The organism is Acinetobacter sp. YH12039 (assembly GCF_013420015.1).
GTDB lineage: Bacteria > Pseudomonadota > Gammaproteobacteria > Pseudomonadales > Moraxellaceae > Acinetobacter > Acinetobacter amyesii.
This window is the reverse complement of record NZ_VOZA01000051.1, coordinates 1-17165: the sequence shown is the minus strand read 5'-3', so window position 1 is coordinate 17165 and position 17165 is coordinate 1. Positions and strand designations below refer to the sequence as shown.

Sequence of the window (17165 nt, the reverse complement as noted above, 5' to 3'; positions counted from 1 at the left end):
GAAAATGTATATCGTTGGCAGAAGAAATTATTTAGACCAATTATCAAAAGCTTCATTGATGACTTTATTCTCGATAAAAATCATCTGCTACCACAGAGAATCTTTAAATAATAGTGCGTAAGTCCTACAAATTAATAAATTTGTAGAAATTTTTTCAGGTGCTTTAAGCCAGATCAAAGAAACCGATCAATCTCTGCATGTTGTAGATTTTGGTTCAGGTAAAGGCTATCTGACTTTTGCATTATATGATTATTTAGCAAAACACCAGCAAGTGCCTAAAGTGACAGGGGTTGAGCTAAATCCGAAAATGGTGGAATTTTGCCAAAGCGTTGCGCAGCAGTCGAATTTCAGCCAACTTGATTTTTTCCAAGGCGATGTTCGTACCTATGCGCCTGAGCGCTTAGATGTCATGATTGCGCTGCACGCCTGTGATGTGGCGACGGATTTTGCGATACATACCGGCATTCGATTAAATGCGCAAATGATCATGTGTGCGCCGTGTTGTCATAAAGAACTGCGTCCGCAATTGAAAGCGCCACAAGTACTTGCACCGATGTTGCAATTTGGTATTCATGCAGGTCAGCAAGCAGAAATGCTCACGGACACGATTCGTGCACTTTTATTGAAAGCATATGGTTATGAAACCAAAGTTTTCGAATTTGTGGCACTTGAGCATACCAGTAAAAATAAAATGATCTTGGCAACCAAACGTGCAGACTATGTCGAACCTGATCAAGCGGTATTGGTACAGATTCAAGCTTTAAAAGACATGTATGGCATTCAAAAGCATTCGTTAGAATTATTGTTGAATGATCAATGGGACCAGCAAGATATTGGCTGTAAATGCTAAAGGATGACGGGATGCAGCAGTTAAATATTCAATTTGGTCCGTGGGAGCAACTGGCATCTGCAGCTCGACCGATACGAGAACAGGTCTTTATTTTAGAACAGGAGATATCGCCCGAAGATGAATGGGATGCAGAAGATGCGATTTCACTGCATTTTATTGTTCATGATGGGATGAAAGCTATTGCAACTGCACGTTTGTTGAAAAATAACAGTATAGGTCGTGTTGCTGTTTTAAAGGCTCATCGCGGTCAGGGGATTGGTAAAATCTTGATGCAAGCCATCATTCAACAAGCGACATTAGAGCAACGTGAATATTTAAAACTATCTTCACAAGTGCATGCTATCCCTTTTTATGCAGCGTTGGGTTTTGTTGTTGAAGGTGATGAATATTTAGATTGTGGTATTCCGCATCAAGATATGTATATGGCTTTGGCTTAAATACTTAAAATTGGACAGCTATAAATAAAAAACGCTTAATATTTTAAGCGTTTTTTATTTGCATAGATTGGGTCAAAGCTTAGTGACCATGATCATTCGATGCAGTAGGTTCAGGGCTCATGTCATCCATATGTGCATGTTGTTCTTCGGTCATCTGCATATCTGCTGCAGTCGGTGCAGATGCTTCACGAGCTGCTTGATCAGCTTGCGCCTTTTTCAACGCTTCTTCTGACATCACAGGGGCATTTTTAAATGCATGCTGTTGAGTATTGTCTTTTTTCTGTTGGCTCGGCATATAGTCTGGTTCATTGGTCACAGCAAGCCAGAAAATACCCATGAATAGCGCACCTAAAATACAGAAGATAATCAGTGCTTTCCAGCCCCATGGTGATTTTTCAGGAGAAGTATGATCTGTCATAACAAGCTACTCAATCGGATAAAAAGAAATCAAAAAACTTGTTACTTTATAACATAAAACTGATGAGAGTTCGCGTAAATTCTAGGCTTGTTTGCAAACACGCGACTGAGAAGGAAAATCAAAAGGAGCCGAAGCTCCTTTTGATGTGATTGAACAGCAAAATTTGCATGCTCAAAATGAATAATTAAATCTGCTCAGCTTTCGCCACTTTGTCTTTCAGCAATTGCGGTGCTTTGAAGCGTTCGCCATATTTTGCTTCTAGTGTATTGGCACGTAATAGCGCTTTTTCCAAACCATATTGGTTTAAAAATTGAAGTGCACCACCTGTCCAAGGGGCAAAACCAATCCCGAAGATTGAACCGATATTGCCATCGACAGTCGATTCCAAAACACCTTCTTCTAGGCAGCGTAAGGTATCGAGTGACTGTACAAACAGGAAGCGGTCAATCATTTCCTGTTCAGAAATAGCATTATCTTTCTGCCATTTGCTCAAGCCATCCCAGAGATGCTTTTTACCGCCTTCAGGGTATTCATAAAAGCCTGCGCCGGCAGCTTTACCTTTGCGTCCGAACTCATGAATCATCGTCTGAATCACCTCATCCGCACCTGAACGTGGTAGGTCTTTGCCTTCAGCTTGTAGGGCTTTACGGGTCTCGGCCGCAACATGCTCAGACAACGTTAAAGACACTTCATCTTGAATCGCCAATGGGCCTACAGGCATGCCAGCTTTTAGTGCAGCCATTTCAATGCGGGCAGGGTGTACGCCTTCAGCCAATAGACGTAAACCTTCTTGCACAAAGGTGCCAAAGACACGGCTAGTAAAGAAGCCACGACTGTCATTCACCACAATTGGTGTTTTACCAATTTGCTGTACATAGTCATAGGCTTTGGCTAAGGTTTCAGCCGAGGTGTTTTTACCTTTAATAATTTCGACCAATTGCATTTTGTCGACAGGACTAAAGAAATGCAGACCGATAAATTTAGCTTGATCTTGAGATGCATTGGCTAAGCCTGAAATTGGCAAGGTTGAAGTATTGGATGCCATTACGCCATTGGCTGCCAAGTAACTTTCTGCTTCTTGAGTCACTTTGGCTTTCAATTCGACATTTTCAAACACAGCTTCAATGATCAAGTCACAGCCTTGTAGGTCGGCAGCATCTGCAGTGGCATGAATCAGTCCTAAAACTTGATCACGTTTTTCTGCACTTAAACGACCTTGAGATACTTTTTTATCTAGCAGTTTTTGGCTATAGGCTTTACCTTTTTCAGCTGCTTCAACAGAAACATCTTTGAGTACAACTGCAATGCCTTTTGATGCCGTGGCATAAGCGATGCCTGCACCCATCATGCCTGCGCCTAAAATGCCGACTTTAGTGGCTTGCCATTTCGCGACGTCTTTTGGACGGCTTGCACCTGACTTAATGGCGTTAAGACCATGCCAAAAGGTGCCGATCATGTTTTTAGAAATTTGACCAGTTGCAAGGTAAGTAAAATAACGTGATTCAATCGTGAGCGCCGTATCGACATCGACTTGAGCACCTTCAACCGCTGCTGACATTATGGCTTCAGGCGCAGGGTAACAGCCCTTGGTTTTGTCACGCAGCATAGCAGGGGCGATGGCGAGCATTTGCGCCACAGTTGGAGTCGATGGTGTGCCGCCCGGAATTTTATAGCCTTTTACATCATAGGGCTGCTGTGATTTTGGATTGGCTTTGACCCAAGAGATGGCTTTATCCATCAATTCTTCAAGGCTATCTGCAGTGTCTTGAATCAGCCCTAATGATTTGGCTTTTTCGACACCAATTTGTTTGCCTTCCATTAAGAGTGGAAATGCATTTTGCAGACCCAATAAACGTACCATACGGACGATACCGCCACCGCCCGGCAGTAAGCCTAAGGTCACTTCAGGTAAGCCAAATTTAGCCTTAGCATCATTCAGCGCAATACGATAATGACAGCCGAGTGCTAACTCCCAGCCACCGCCAAGCGCTGTGCCATTTAAAGCTGCCACAACTGGAATGCCACGGGTTTCGATATAACGCAGTTTAGCTTTCATCTCTTCAATCATATTGAAGAATTCAGTCGCATGTTCAGGTGTGGCTTGAATCAGTTCGTCTAAATCACCGCCTGCAAAGAAGGTTTTTTTGTTCGAGCGGAAAATAATCCCTGCAATATTTTCATCTGCTTGCAGTTTGTCTACCGTTTCAGCCAGTGCAGCACGGAAGTCTGCATTCATGGTGTTGGCAGATTGGTTTGGAGAATCTAAAGTTAAAATGACGATATTGTCGGCATTTTTTTCAAATTGAATTGCGCTCATTTTAGTCTCCTTATACCAACTCAATAATCGTTGCGATGCCCATACCGCCACCGACACACAAGGTCGCTAAACCGCGCTTTTTACCTTGGCGTTCTAGTTCATCCATCAGGGTTCCTAAAATCATGGCGCCTGTTGCACCCAGCGGATGTCCTAATGCAATTGCGCCGCCATTCACATTGACTTTGGCAGGGTCAACCTTGAGTTCGGTCATAAAACGCATCACGACTGCTGCAAAAGCTTCGTTCACTTCAAATAGGTCAATATCATCAATGGTTAGGCCAGCTTTGGCTAAGGCTTTACGTGCAGCAGGTGCAGGGCCAGTCAGCATAATCGTCGGGTCTGCGCCCACCAATGCAGTTGCAAGCACTTTGGCACGCGGTTTCAGGCCTTGTTCTTTGATCGCTTTTTCCGAGGCAAGCAATACTACGGCAGCACCATCGACGATGCCCGATGAGTTACCTGCATGGTGTACATGGTTGACTGCGCCGACTTCAGGATATTTTTGTAAGGCGATGGCATCAAAGCCCATTTGCCCCATCATGGCAAAACTAGGGTTGAGTTTGCCTAAGCCTTCAGCTGTGGTCGTTGGTTTAATAAATTCATCTTTGGCTAAAATAGTCACGCCTGCTTTGTCTTTGACAGGAACGACAGACTTATCAAAATAACCCTTGGCTTGGGCTGCTGCGGCTTTTTGCTGAGAGTTTGCTGCAAAGGCATCCACATCTGCTCGGCTGTAGCCGTCAATGGTGGCAATTAAATCGGCCCCAATGCCTTGCGGAATAAAATCACAGGCCATGTTGGTTTCAGGGTCGAGCGCCCAAGGGCCGCCGTCACTGCCCATCGGCACACGTGACATCGACTCTACACCGCCAGCCACCACAAGGTCTTCCCAGCCAGAACGCACCTTTTGCGCAGCCATATTCACCGCTTCTAAACCTGATGCACAAAAACGGTTGATTTGAACGCCTGCTACATCATTGTCCCAACCTGCTGCAATGGCTGCGGTTTTGGCAATGTCTGCGCCTTGGTCACCAATTGGAGTTACACAGCCCAGTACAATGTCGTCTACTGCAGCTGTGTTAAATTGATGGCGGTTTTGTAATTCGTTCAATAAACCGGTCAGTAGGCTAATCGGTTTAACGGCATGTAGTGAACCGTCTTTTTTTCCTTTGCCGCGCGGTGTGCGAATGGCATCAATGATGTAAGCCTCGCTCATAATCCTGTCCCTATGATCTATAAATTTTTATTGGTTTTTTGAGTGTACGGATTAATCAAGCCAGTGCAATGATGATAACGGGCGAGTCGTTTGATATTTTTGGTCAACGCTTGCTGCTAAATAAGATAAAAATCAACCCGCACATTGAAAGCGAGGATCGGTTAAGATCAGTTGCTATCGATTCAGTACAAATTGAAGATCAGCTTATGCATAAAAATGTGAAGCGAGTGTTGAAAGGTCTGGCTTGGCTAGTACTAGTAGGCTGCTTAGGTTTTGTATGCATGATCGGTTTTTATATTTATATGATCTATGGCATTCATCCCTCAGATGAGGGGACGGGCGGTTTAGCCTGTGAGTATGATCGAAATGATCATGTGACCAAGGCAGAAATGTATCGGATACAGGATGGCAAACGCGTGATCACGCCCGTCGATCCATTGCTTTGTCAAAAACAACGTGCAGATTTTCCGAAATAAAAAACCTGATCGAGATCAGGTTTTAGAGAATGCTAGTTTTGAATGATGCTTAGTGATAACCATGTAATTGGCGGTATAGGCCTGGTGTTACACCGGTCCACTTTTTAAAGGCACGGTGGAAAGTACTGGTTTCACTAAAGCCGACTTGCTGTGCAACATCTTCAAGGGTTAAGTCTGGATTAAGCAATAAGTGAATTGCAGCATCTCGACGTAAGGCATCTTTCACACCTTGGTAGCTCTTACCTTCAGCGGCTAAACGACGACGAAGTGTTTGTGGCGATAGATACAGCATTGAAGCAACATCGTTCAAGGTTGGCATTTCTTCGCCAATTTGACTCTTCAGCACATCACGGATACGAGACGTTAATGAATTGGTATTTTTAAATTTAACCAATAACTGTGCAGGAGCCGCTTTTAAGAATTCCTCTAGCGTTTCTTCGTTTTGACGAATGGGTAAATCTAAATAATCCGCTGCAAACGTAATCTCAGTTCGTGGGGTATCAAACTGCATTACAGGTGCAAAAAACAAGGCATCATATTCGTCAGCATGTTCAGGACGTTCATAACCGAAGTGTACGCGTTCTAAAGGCAGACGACGTTCAATCAACCAAGAAGCGAGACCATGCCAAATCATCAGCATACTTTCAGTAATGAAATGGTCTGGGTCCATAGATTTTGGAATTTGAGGGACTAAACGTGCTTCGTGTTTATCACGTTCTAGTGTTACCGACCATTCATCACCAAACAGTTTGTAGAACTGCGAAGACAATTCAAGTGCATCACCAAGGGTTTTTGCATGAATAATCAATTGGCACATAATGGCAAAAGTACCCAAGCGGCGCGGTTGAATATCAAAACCGACGTGTTCGTCTTGAGTCACCATCCACAACATTTTAATAAAACGTGTGTATTGTTCAGGTGAAATACGGGCTTTGGGTTGGCGTAGAAGTTCAGCCTCAATGCCAACATGAGACAATAAAGTTTCGACATCCATGCCGAGACGTCTCACACCAGTTAAGGCTGCGTTGACGAAATGGATACTGATCGTATCACGACTCATGTTTAATCCTTCAGTCTCTTTAATGTTCACAAATGTTTGACCTAAATGACGCTAAAAAAAGAAATCATGGCAATTTACAACAGCGGTTTTGCCATTTTTACATGGTAAATTGCCGAAACTATCAAGGTAAATGGCTGAACATGACATTGTTTTAGTCATTTTATATTTCTACCATGGATAAAAAATCTACACAATTAGAGAAAAATATCCATGGAAGCTGCTTTAAAAGGATTGAAAGTACTCGACTTTTCGATATTACTCCCAGGGCCATTTGCGACCTTGTATTTGGCTGACATGGGTGCGGAAGTTGTGCATATTGAGTCACCGACGCGTCCTGATCTGGTTCGTTTGATGCCACCTTATGCCAATGGGCAAGCCACAGCGCATAGTTATTTAAATCGCAATAAACAATCCATCGCATTGGATTTAAAAGACCCGAAAAGCATTGAATTGATCAAAGCCAAAATTTCAGATTTTGATATTGTGGTAGAACAATTTCGTCCAGGTGTCATGCAACGCTTGGGTTTGGATTATGCAGATTTGGCCGAAATCAATCCGCGACTTATTTATTGCTCGATTACGGGTTATGGTCAAACCGGACATTACAAAGACCGCGCAGGGCATGACATCAATTACTTGGCTTTATCGGGCATTTCAGGTCATAGCGGACGCCAAGATAGTGGCCCGCCACCGATGGGGATTCAAATCGCCGATGTCGCAGGCGGGTCAATGCATGCAATTACTGGCATCTTAGCCGCGGTGATTGAGCGTTACCGTAGCGGCTTAGGACAATATATTGATATTTCCATGACCGATTGCGCCGTCGCATTGAACAATATGGCTGCAGCTGGCGTATTGGCTGCCAATGCGGTTACCGCGGCAGAGACGGCACATCTGAATGGCGGCAGTTTCTATGACTACTATCGAACGCAAGATGGTCGTTATCTGTCAATAGGTGGTTTGGAGCCACAGTTTTTACATGGATTGGCGCAAATTCTAGATTTACCCGCTTTAGCGACGCAAGGCATGTCATTTGATCCACAGGATCAGACTGAAATTAAGCATGCTATTGCCCGAAAAATACTAACCAAAACATGGGCTGAGTGGAAAAAGATTTTTGCCTCTCAAGATGTCTGTGTGGAACCAGTTTTAAGTTTGGACGAAGCTCTAAATTCACAATTGGCCCAAGAGCGGCATTGGTGTGTTGAAGTTCCGCTACAAGAAGGCGACACAATGACACAAACTCAACTGGCATGTCCGATTAAATTTTCTAGATCAGCATTGATTTATACCCATGTGGGTAAAACTTTAGGTGCGGATAATTGGTTATGAATGGTATAAAAAAAGGTGATAAGTTAAACAATAAAACCTTTAAAATCTCTTAATTAGATAAATATCTATATAAATATTGAGTGTTGTTAATAAAAAAATAAATAAATTATACAAATGTGAGAGTATTATATGAACTATTAACATAATTGGTATATAGGTCTCCAAATGAAAATAGCTGTGAGTAAACTTGGATCTTTATATCTTAGCCTCGGAATAATGCTTGCGGGTTCAGCAACCCAAGCGGCAACTACTGCAGATGCTTTCAGTTCTGAAAGCCCATGGATGTTCGGTGATTGGAACGGTCAACGAACAGCGCTTCAACAGAAAGGTTACGATTTTAGTTTTAGTTATGGTGGCGAATTAGCTACTTTGTTAGATGCAAAGCATGCTTCAAGTCATGGCACTGAATATGCGGACCAATTCGCGATCGGGGCACATCTCGATTTAGAAAAAATTGCGGGTTGGAAAGATACCGAAGCACAAATCAATATCACTGAACGTAATGGTCGTTCATTGTCTCAAACTTCAGATGCATTAAATGGTCATTTAAGTGCAACACAAGAAGTGTGGGGTCGTGGTCAAACTTGGCGTTTGACTGATTTTTGGATCAAGAAAAAATTCTTAGACCAAAAATTAGATATTAAAGTCGGTCGTTTTGGTGAAGGTGAAGATTTCAACAGCTTTGACTGTGACTTTCAAAACTTAGCACTTTGTGGTTCACAAGTGGGTAACTGGGTCGGTGACCAATGGTACAACTGGCCAGTCAGCCAATGGGCTGCTCGCGTGAAATATAACATTCAGCCTGAACTCTACGCACAAGTCGGGGTTTATGAATACAACCCTGAAAATCTAAAACGTGGTAAAGGTTGGAACTTGAGTACCGATGGTTCTAAGGGTGCGATTATTCCTGCTGAAGTAGTGTGGACTCCAAAAGTGGGGACACAAAAGCTTCCGGGTGAATACCGTGCAGGTTACTACTACAGTACCGCTGATGCCGATGTCATTGATAGCCCAGTAAATGAAAAAGATCACCATCAAGGTGGTTGGATTGTGGCGAAACAACAACTGACAGCACACAAAGACGATGCCTCACGTGGTTTGAGTGGTTTTGTAAATGTCACAGTGCATGACTCAGACACCAACAATGTGAGTGATATGCAAAACATTGGCTTGGTATACAAAGGCGCATTCGATGCACGTCCTCAGGATGAAATCGCGATTGGCTTAGGACGTATCAGCATTAATGATGATGTGAATGACGCCAATATTGCCAATAACAGCAACAGCGTTGATGCACGCGGTCTACAAAGTGAAGAGTATGACGCAGAAATTTACTACGGTATTCATGCAGCAAACTGGCTGACTATTCGTCCTAATATTCAATATATCCGTCACGTCGGTGCTTACAAAAATGGTGAGAATGCGTGGGTCGGCGGTATCAAATTTCAAACAGCATTTTAATTGATGTCAAATTAGAGTTCTTATAAAAGCAATTCGGTAATTCTGAGAAAAATTACGATATTTCCCCTTGAATTGTTTTTGTAACAACTTCTCTTTGCGACATAAAAACGGTGGTGCGTTGAATGTGTTTCACGCACCAAATACAACATTCGACAATAGAGGTGGTCAACATGAGCAACCCATCTACCGGAACTGGGATGCGAACATTTACCGTCGTTGTGATGGCAATTTTCGCCTTGGTTCTATTGATTGGTGGTATCTGGCTGGCAGTCCTTGGCGGTTCTTGGTACTACATTATCGCCGGCCTGTTAATGCTGGCTTCAGCAATATACTTAAGAAAAATTCAAAACAGTTCTTTATACATTTATGCAGCGTTGATGCTGGGTACAGTGATTTGGGGACTTTGGGAGGCAGGTTCTGACTTTTGGGCACTTGCACCGCGTTTTGATATTTTAGGCTTATTGGGCCTTTGGTTACTGATTCCTGCCGTGACACGCGGTATGGAAAATGGCAAAACTGCGAAAATTACATTATCAGGCACACTGGTGATTGCGATTATCGTGATGATCTATTCAATTTTTAATGATCCGCAAGAAATTCACGGTGAAATTAAAAATGCACAACCTCAAACAGCCAAAGCGATTGAGGGTATTGCTCCTGAAGATTGGCCTGCCTATGGTCGTACACAAGGTGGTGTACGTTATTCTCCACTCACCCAAATCAATAGCGACAACGTTAAAGATTTAGAAGTAGCATGGACTTTCCGTACAGGTGAGTTACCAACAGAAAATGACTCAGGTGAAACCACAAACCAAGTCACTCCGATTAAAGTCGGCAATGACATGTTTATGTGTACAACTCACCAACGTTTAATTGCACTTGATCCTGCGACAGGTAAACAAAAATGGGCATTCGATCCTAAACTTAAAGCGGACAATACCTATCAACATTTAACATGTCGTGGTGTGTCTTATTTTGACGCTGCAAATACCACTCAGTTTGCAAAAAGCTTAGAGAACAAACGCTCGACTTCAACTGAATGTCCGCGCAAAGTGATCTTGCCTGTAAATGATGGTCGTTTGGTTGCAGTCAATGCTGACACAGGTAAAGCATGTAGTGATTTTGGTCATAACGGCGAAGTCGATCTACAAAAAGATATGCCTTATCCGTATCCGGGTGGTTATATCCCAACTTCACCTCCAGTGGTTACTGGCACAACCATTGTGATTGGCGGTTCAACTACCGATAACTTCTCGACTAAAGAGCCATCTGGTGTCATCCGTGGTTATGATGTCAATACTGGTGAATTATTGTGGATCTTTGATACAGGGGCGGAAGATCCAAATGCCATGCCAGGCGAAGGTCAAAAATACTCTGTAGCCTCACCGAATGCATGGGCACCTTTAGCATATGACGAAAAACTTGACATCGTTTATGTGCCAACAGGTGTAGGCACACCAGACATTTTTGGTGGTCACCGTACGCCTTTAGATGAACGCTATGCAAACTCAATGCTTGCGATCAATGCATCGACTGGTAAATTGATCTGGAACTTCCAAACCACACATCATGATTTGTGGGATATGGATGTACCATCACAACCTTCATTGGCAGATATCAAAGATAAATCAGGTAATATTGTTCCTGCGATCTATGTCTTAACCAAAACAGGTAATGCATTCGTCCTTGACCGTCGTACCGGTAAAGCGATTGTGCCAATCACCGAAAAAGCGGTTCCACAAACTGTAAAACGTGGTCCACAAACTAAAGGTGAGCATTATTCTGCAACTCAACCGTTCTCTGATTTTGATTTAGCACCAAAAGATAAATTGACTGATAAACAAATGTGGGGTGCCACTATGTTTGACCAGTTGATGTGTCGTGTGTATTTCAAATCACTTAACTACGACGGTATTTATACACCACCTTCTGAAAATGGCACATTGGTATTCCCAGGTAACCTTGGGGTATTCGAATGGGGTGGTATGTCGGTGAACCAAGACCGTCAAGTTGCTGTGATGAATCCAATTGGCTTGCCATTTGTCACTAAGTTGATTCCTACCGATCCAAACCGTGAACAAACTGCGAAAGGTGCGGGTACTGAACAAGGCGTGCAACCGATGTATGGCGTACCTTATGGTGTGGAAATCAAAGCATTCTTGTCACCACTTGGCTTACCTTGTAAACAACCTTCATGGGGCTTTACTGCAGGTGTAGATTTAAATACACATGAAGTAGTCTGGAAAAAACGTATAGGTACAATTCGTGACAGTTTACCGAAATTGTTCCAATTACCTGCTGTGAAAATTGGTGTACCGGGTCTTGGTGGATCAATCTCGACTGCTGGTAATGTCATGTTTGTAGGCGCAACACAAGATAACTATATCCGTGCAATCAATGTAACGAATGGTGATACTTTGTGGGAAGGTCGTCTACCAGCAGGTGGTCAAGCGACTCCAATGACTTATGAAGCAAATGGTAAACAATATGTTGTGATCATGGCTGGTGGTCATGGTTCATTTGGTACAAAACTTGGTGATTACCTTGTTGCGTATGCTTTACCAGATAAAAAATAAGTGATTTTACATCGCTAAGTAAAAAGCCCGATTTATCGGGCTTTTTATTGGCTGAAATTCTTTATGTAAATTTATGCTAAGTAATGGAAAAATAATTCAATATATTAATAAATAAAAAGTAAATGACCGGAATCCGCTATATCAGTGAAATTGCGACAGTCTTATCAATAAAATCGCTATTAAATATGTAAAAAACGCATTTTCTTGATAGATGAAATCTCGTTATGCTGTGCATTGTTATAATAGAAATTACTAGCTGTACGCCATGTATTTATATACTGATTTTGACCAGCAACTGGTTAATGAACGTGTTGCACAGTTCCGTGATCAAACGGAACGTTATTTAGCAGGTAAATTGACGGAAGATGAATACCGTCCACTGCGTCTTCAAAACGGCCTTTATGTACAACGTTATGCACCGATGCTACGTATTGCAGTACCTTATGGCCTGATGAATTCTAAACAATTACGTAAAATTGCGTCATTGGCTCAGGACTATGACCGTGGTTATGCGCACGTATCTACTCGTCAAAACATTCAGTTTAACTGGCCTGCACTAGAAAATGTGCCTGACATGTTACAAGAGCTTGCATCTGTTCAAATGCACGCGATTCAAACTTCAGGTAACTGTATTCGTAACACCACCACTGACCAATATGCAGGTGTGGTTGCAGGTGAAATTGCTGACCCACGTTCAACGTGTGAATTGATTCGTCAATGGTCAACTTTCCACCCAGAATTCGCTTTCTTGCCACGTAAGTTCAAAATTGCAGTTTCAGCACTGGAAGAAACTGATCGTGCGGCAACGTCTTTCCATGATATCGGTGTGTATATCGTGAAAAATGAAGCAGGCGAGATTGGCTATAAAATCAAAGTTGGTGGTGGTTTAGGCCGTACCCCAGTGATTGGTAGCTTTATTCGTGACTTCTTGCCACGTGAAGACCTGATTGCTTATCTGGAAGCAGTACTTCGTGTATACAACTTACACGGTCGTCGTGATAACAAATATAAAGCGCGTATCAAAATTTTGGTGAAAGCATTAACACCAGAAGTATTTGCAGAGAAAGTGGAAGCTGAATTTGCACATACCATCAAAACATTAAAAATTGATGCTGATACCTTGGCGAAAATGGATGAGAACTTCACACCATTTGATTACCAAGATTATGCAGATGAAGATTTCACAGAGCAATTTGCCGCAGAGCCGAAATTTAAACAATGGTTCAACATCAACACCAATGCACATAAAGTCAAAGGTTACCGCATCGTTACGATTTCTCTGAAACGTGCGGGTATTGCACCGGGCGATATGACTGTTGAAGAAATGAACCTGATTGCTGACTTGGCTGACAAATATACCTTTGGTGAGTTCCGTACCACACATGAGCAAAACATTGCGCTTGTTGATGTACCGCAAAAAGATTTGTTTGATCTATGGAAAATCCTTGATGAACACAATCTTGCACGTGCGCATATCGGTTTCTTAACCGACATCATTTGCTGCCCTGGTGGTGATTTCTGTTCATTGGCGAACGCGAAATCGATTCCAATTTCTGAAGCCATTACACGTCGTTTTGATGACTTAGACACTATTTACAATTTGGGTAAATTGGATCTGAACATCTCTGGCTGTATGAATGCGTGTGGTCACCACCATGTCGGTAACATCGGTATTTTAGGTGTAGACAAAAAGGGTGCTGAGTTCTATCAAATCACTTTGGGTGGTAATGCCGACCATGATGCATCAATTGGTGACATCTTAGGCCCATCATTTGCAGCTGATGTTGTACCTGACATCATCGAAGAGATCTTAAATACTTATCTAGACCTTCGTGCAGAAGGCGAAGAGTTTATTGATACTTACCGCCGTGTTGGCATCCAACCATTTAAGGAGCGTGCATATGCTTAATACAGCACTACAAGTCCTCTCTAAAGATGGCTCGATTGCAGACAATACTTACCAAGTCATTGGTGAAGATGGTGTGTTACCACAAGGTGACGTGGTTTTAACAGTTGAGCAGTTAGATCAACTTGCGAATGTGTCTGGTAAAAAAGCACTTTTCGTAACGGTGGATGCTTCACCTGAAACCAATGAATTCCCGCTTGACCAGTTAGATGCCATTTTCATCGAATTTGCCGGTTTTAATGATGGTCGTGGCTATTCATTTGCTGCATTGTTACGTCGCCAAGGTTTCCAAGGAGAACTACGTGCGACAGGTGATGTATTCAAAGACGTGTTGAACTACATGAAGCGTTCAGGTTTCGATACTTTTGTGGTGAAAGAAGGTAAAGATATTGCTGAAGCTGCTGCTGGCTTAGGTGATTTTACCAATCCATACCAAGCTTCAACTGCTGTGCCGCAAGCGCGTTATCAAACAGGCGCTTAAGTACCTTGATTGACTAAAAAAGCCTCCTTTTGGAGGCTTTTTTATTGATCGAAATACTTTTAATGAGTGATTATTCGTTTTCAAGCTGGCAATTGATCATCCATTTAATGCCGAACTGATCGGTAAATGCGCCATACAGCGCACCCCAAAAGGTCTTTTCGAGAGGCATTTCTATAGAGCCTCCTTTGGACAATGCATCAAACAGTCGTTTGGCTTCAGCTTGTTCACTGCTGTCTAAATTAATCGAAATATAGTGATTGCTGCCTAAGGTAAAGGGTTGATTGGATTGCGCACAGAATTGTTCGTTGACATCTGAGGCCATCAGCACGGTAAATTCATTGATCGACAGGGAAATATGCATAATCTTTTGCAGTTCTGTATCGGATAGTGAAATGCCATCCTCAGCAGGCATATCACCATAACGCATCACATTGAGGAATTCTCCACCAAGTACAGAGCGATAAAAATTAAAGGCTGCTTCGGTATTGCCTTGAAAATTCAAGTAGTGATTGAGCTGCATAATGGTCATCCATTTTTTATTATGTTGACATTTATTATAAGAGCCTTTGCTGACCTGTATGTGAACAATTTATGTCTAAAATGTAAGCATAAAAAATCCCTCTTACAGAGGGATTTTCAGTCTCCCTCCTTTATTAAAGGAGGGGTTAGGGGAGGATTAAAGAATATTCCTTCTAAATCACTCTTTACGAAGGGAATCTACAGTGCTTTAAAGCAATTCAATCGCCACAGCAGTCGCTTCACCACCACCAATACATAGCGCTGCAATACCACGTTTACCACCAGTACGTTTTAATGCATGGATCAGCGTTAGGATAATACGTGAACCGGTAGAACCAACTGGATGTCCAAGCGCACAAGCACCACCGTTGATATTTACTTTTTCAGCATCTAATTTAAATTCATCAATAGGGCACATCGTGACCATGGCAAAAGCTTCATTGATTTCCCATAAATCTACGTCGGCAACATTCCAACCCGATTTATCTAGAACTTTTTGAATTGCGCCTACAGGTGCAATGGTAAACTCGGATGGATGTTGTGAATTTGAAGCATAAGCCACAATTTTTGCGAGCGGATTTAAACCTTTTGCTGAAGCTTGATCTGCTGAAGTTAAAACTAAAGCAGACGCACCATCAGAAATAGAACTTGCATTGGCAGCGGTAATCGTTCCATCTTTAGCAAAAGCAGGGCGCAGCGTTGGAATTTTTTCGATATTGGCATTAAAAGGCTGTTCGTCTTTATCGATAATCACATCGCCTTTACGACTCGAAACAGTGACAGGCACGATTTCGTCAGCAAAATACCCCCCAGTAATTGCAGTTTGTGCACGTTTAAGCGAGCGAATGGCGAAGTCATCCATTTGTTCACGTGTATAGCCTTTGGTATTTGCCATATCCTGCGCAAAAGAACCCATGAGTCGGCCCGTTTCTGCATCTTCTAGGCCATCTAAGAACATATGATCTTTAACGTCACCGTGGCCCATACGGTAGCCAGCTCGTGCTTTGGTCAATACATACGGCGCATTGGTCATTGACTCCATACCACCTGCAACCACGACTTGAGCCGAACCTGCCTTAATCATATCTGCCGCTTGCATCACGGCCTTCATACCTGAACCACACAGCTTGTTGATGGTTACGGCACCAGTTGAATCTGGAAGACCAGCCTGACGCATCGCTTGACGGGCAGGACCTTGTTTCAGACCAGCTGGAAGCACACAGCCCATAATGACTTCTTCAACATCTGTTGGTTGTAAACCCGCGCGTTCGATGGCTGCTTTAATTGTGACTGCGCCTAATTCTGGTGCAGTGACAGCGGCTAAACTCCCTTGAAAACCACCCATTGCAGTACGGGCACCATTCACGATGACGATATCAGTCATTACATGTCTCCATTTTCTTATACATTAATTTTTGAATACGTCAGCAGTATAAGTAAAATTGAACAGGAATAAAGCAAATTTAAAAGGCTGCTTTGGACTCACCGGTTCTCAAATTAGCAACTGGTTGGGTTTTCAAATCGGATATGTCCCATTCGACTTAAGACTGCTCGGATCGGTTGAAGCGTTGATTTCGAACAGTAGTAGAAACTACCATTTGAACCATTGGGTAAACCGGAGCTAGCTTGAAAGGTGAGACTTGGAATGTGTAGAGTCCCACGCCAAGACAGATCGCCATATTTTAAGTTGAGTTTGTCTTGCAGTAATATTTTTTCATTTGCATCAACTTGACGGTTTTTATTGCTGTCAATAAATATAATCAGACCACTGTTCCAGTTGTTAGGTTGGCAAAGTTTAAAGTCAAGACTAGGACAAATCACAATATTGGAATGATAAATAGTGGCATGAGCCCGTGCGAATGCATTGTGATTTTGAATAGTCGATTTGATGTTATTCGCTTCTCGCTGCGCCATTAAATTGTTGAAATGTGGTAAAGCTATCGTCACGATAATGACAATAATCGCAATTGAGACTAAAAGTTCAAATAAATAGGACTTACGCATTGACTGATTCAAAAAAGTATTAAAATACTTTATAAAGTATCTGTGATCAGACGAATTAAACATGCTTCTACAGCAACTTGTACATTACCCATTTATATGGGCTTTCTCATGA

General features: G+C 42.5%; 14 protein-coding genes and 2 pseudogenes. 9 read left to right on the top strand and 7 right to left on the bottom strand.

The window, feature by feature from the left end; genetic code table 11:
* The 3 genes and pseudogenes from FTT98_RS15140 to FTT98_RS15130 all read left to right on the top strand — a co-directional run.
* Positions 1-111, top strand: a pseudogene (locus FTT98_RS15140) (IS701 family transposase); the annotation flags it as partial.
* 16 nt (positions 112-127) lie between these two features.
* Positions 128-850, top strand: a pseudogene (locus tag FTT98_RS15135) (SAM-dependent methyltransferase); the annotation flags it as partial.
* A gap of 11 nt (positions 851-861) precedes the next feature.
* Positions 862-1287, top strand: a complete 426-nt coding sequence (locus FTT98_RS15130) for a GNAT family N-acetyltransferase (protein WP_257220791.1) — start codon at positions 862-864, stop codon at positions 1285-1287.
* Between the two features lie 79 nt (positions 1288-1366).
* Here the strand turns inward: FTT98_RS15130 and FTT98_RS15125 are convergent, their stop codons facing one another.
* The 3 genes from FTT98_RS15125 to FTT98_RS15115 form a co-directional block, all read right to left on the bottom strand.
* Positions 1367-1705, bottom strand: a complete 339-nt coding sequence (locus FTT98_RS15125) for a hypothetical protein (protein ID WP_078194261.1) — start codon at positions 1703-1705, stop codon at positions 1367-1369.
* Between the two features lie 184 nt (positions 1706-1889).
* Positions 1890-4022 carry a 3-hydroxyacyl-CoA dehydrogenase NAD-binding domain-containing protein gene (locus tag FTT98_RS15120; protein WP_180041624.1) on the bottom strand — a complete coding sequence of 711 codons (2133 nt, stop codon included), beginning with the start codon at positions 4020-4022 and terminating at the stop codon, positions 1890-1892.
* 10 nt (positions 4023-4032) lie between these two features.
* On the bottom strand, positions 4033-5238 hold the full coding sequence (locus FTT98_RS15115) for an acetyl-CoA C-acetyltransferase (RefSeq protein WP_180041625.1): 1206 nt from the start codon (positions 5236-5238) through the stop codon (positions 4033-4035).
* 68 nt (positions 5239-5306) lie between these two features.
* On the opposite strand from FTT98_RS15115, the gene FTT98_RS15110 reads away from it, so the two are divergent.
* Positions 5307-5714 carry a hypothetical protein gene (locus tag FTT98_RS15110; RefSeq protein WP_257220792.1) on the top strand — a complete coding sequence of 136 codons (408 nt, stop codon included), beginning with the start codon at positions 5307-5309 and terminating at the stop codon, positions 5712-5714.
* A 49-nt stretch (positions 5715-5763) separates the two neighbouring features.
* Here the strand turns inward: FTT98_RS15110 and FTT98_RS15105 are convergent, their stop codons facing one another.
* A complete protein-coding gene (locus FTT98_RS15105) occupies positions 5764-6774 on the bottom strand; it encodes an AraC family transcriptional regulator (RefSeq protein WP_180005120.1) in 1011 nt (336 codons plus the stop codon).
* A gap of 210 nt (positions 6775-6984) precedes the next feature.
* On the opposite strand from FTT98_RS15105, the gene FTT98_RS15100 reads away from it, so the two are divergent.
* From FTT98_RS15100 to FTT98_RS15080, 5 genes are all read left to right on the top strand, one after another.
* Entirely contained in the window at positions 6985-8106 is a 1122-nt protein-coding gene (locus FTT98_RS15100) for a CaiB/BaiF CoA-transferase family protein (protein WP_180041626.1), read from the top strand.
* Positions 8107-8322: 216 nt separating this feature from the next.
* Positions 8323-9567 carry a carbohydrate porin gene (locus tag FTT98_RS15095; protein ID WP_257220794.1) on the top strand — a complete coding sequence of 415 codons (1245 nt, stop codon included), beginning with the start codon at positions 8323-8325 and terminating at the stop codon, positions 9565-9567.
* A 170-nt stretch (positions 9568-9737) separates the two neighbouring features.
* On the top strand, positions 9738-12143 hold the full coding sequence (locus FTT98_RS15090) for a glucose/quinate/shikimate family membrane-bound PQQ-dependent dehydrogenase (protein WP_180041627.1): 2406 nt from the start codon (positions 9738-9740) through the stop codon (positions 12141-12143).
* A gap of 265 nt (positions 12144-12408) precedes the next feature.
* On the top strand, positions 12409-14052 hold the full coding sequence (locus FTT98_RS15085; RefSeq protein ID WP_180177515.1) for a nitrite/sulfite reductase: 1644 nt from the start codon (positions 12409-12411) through the stop codon (positions 14050-14052).
* Complete coding sequence (locus FTT98_RS15080) at positions 14045-14530, top strand: DUF934 domain-containing protein (RefSeq protein ID WP_180022843.1); 486 nt, start codon at positions 14045-14047, stop codon at positions 14528-14530. The genes FTT98_RS15085 and FTT98_RS15080 overlap by 8 nt, the downstream gene beginning before the upstream one ends.
* A gap of 70 nt (positions 14531-14600) precedes the next feature.
* On the opposite strand, the gene FTT98_RS15075 is transcribed toward FTT98_RS15080, so the two are convergent.
* The 3 genes from FTT98_RS15075 to FTT98_RS15065 all read right to left on the bottom strand — a co-directional run bounded on the left by FTT98_RS15075 (position 14601) and on the right by FTT98_RS15065 (position 17053).
* Entirely contained in the window at positions 14601-15050 is a 450-nt protein-coding gene (locus tag FTT98_RS15075; protein WP_180041629.1) for a VOC family protein, read from the bottom strand.
* Positions 15051-15257: 207 nt separating this feature from the next.
* On the bottom strand, positions 15258-16433 hold the full coding sequence (locus tag FTT98_RS15070; protein WP_180041630.1) for an acetyl-CoA C-acyltransferase: 1176 nt from the start codon (positions 16431-16433) through the stop codon (positions 15258-15260).
* A gap of 113 nt (positions 16434-16546) precedes the next feature.
* A complete protein-coding gene (locus FTT98_RS15065) occupies positions 16547-17053 on the bottom strand; it encodes a GspH/FimT family protein (RefSeq protein ID WP_180177514.1) in 507 nt (168 codons plus the stop codon).
* Between the last annotated feature and the right edge of the window lie 112 nt (positions 17054-17165).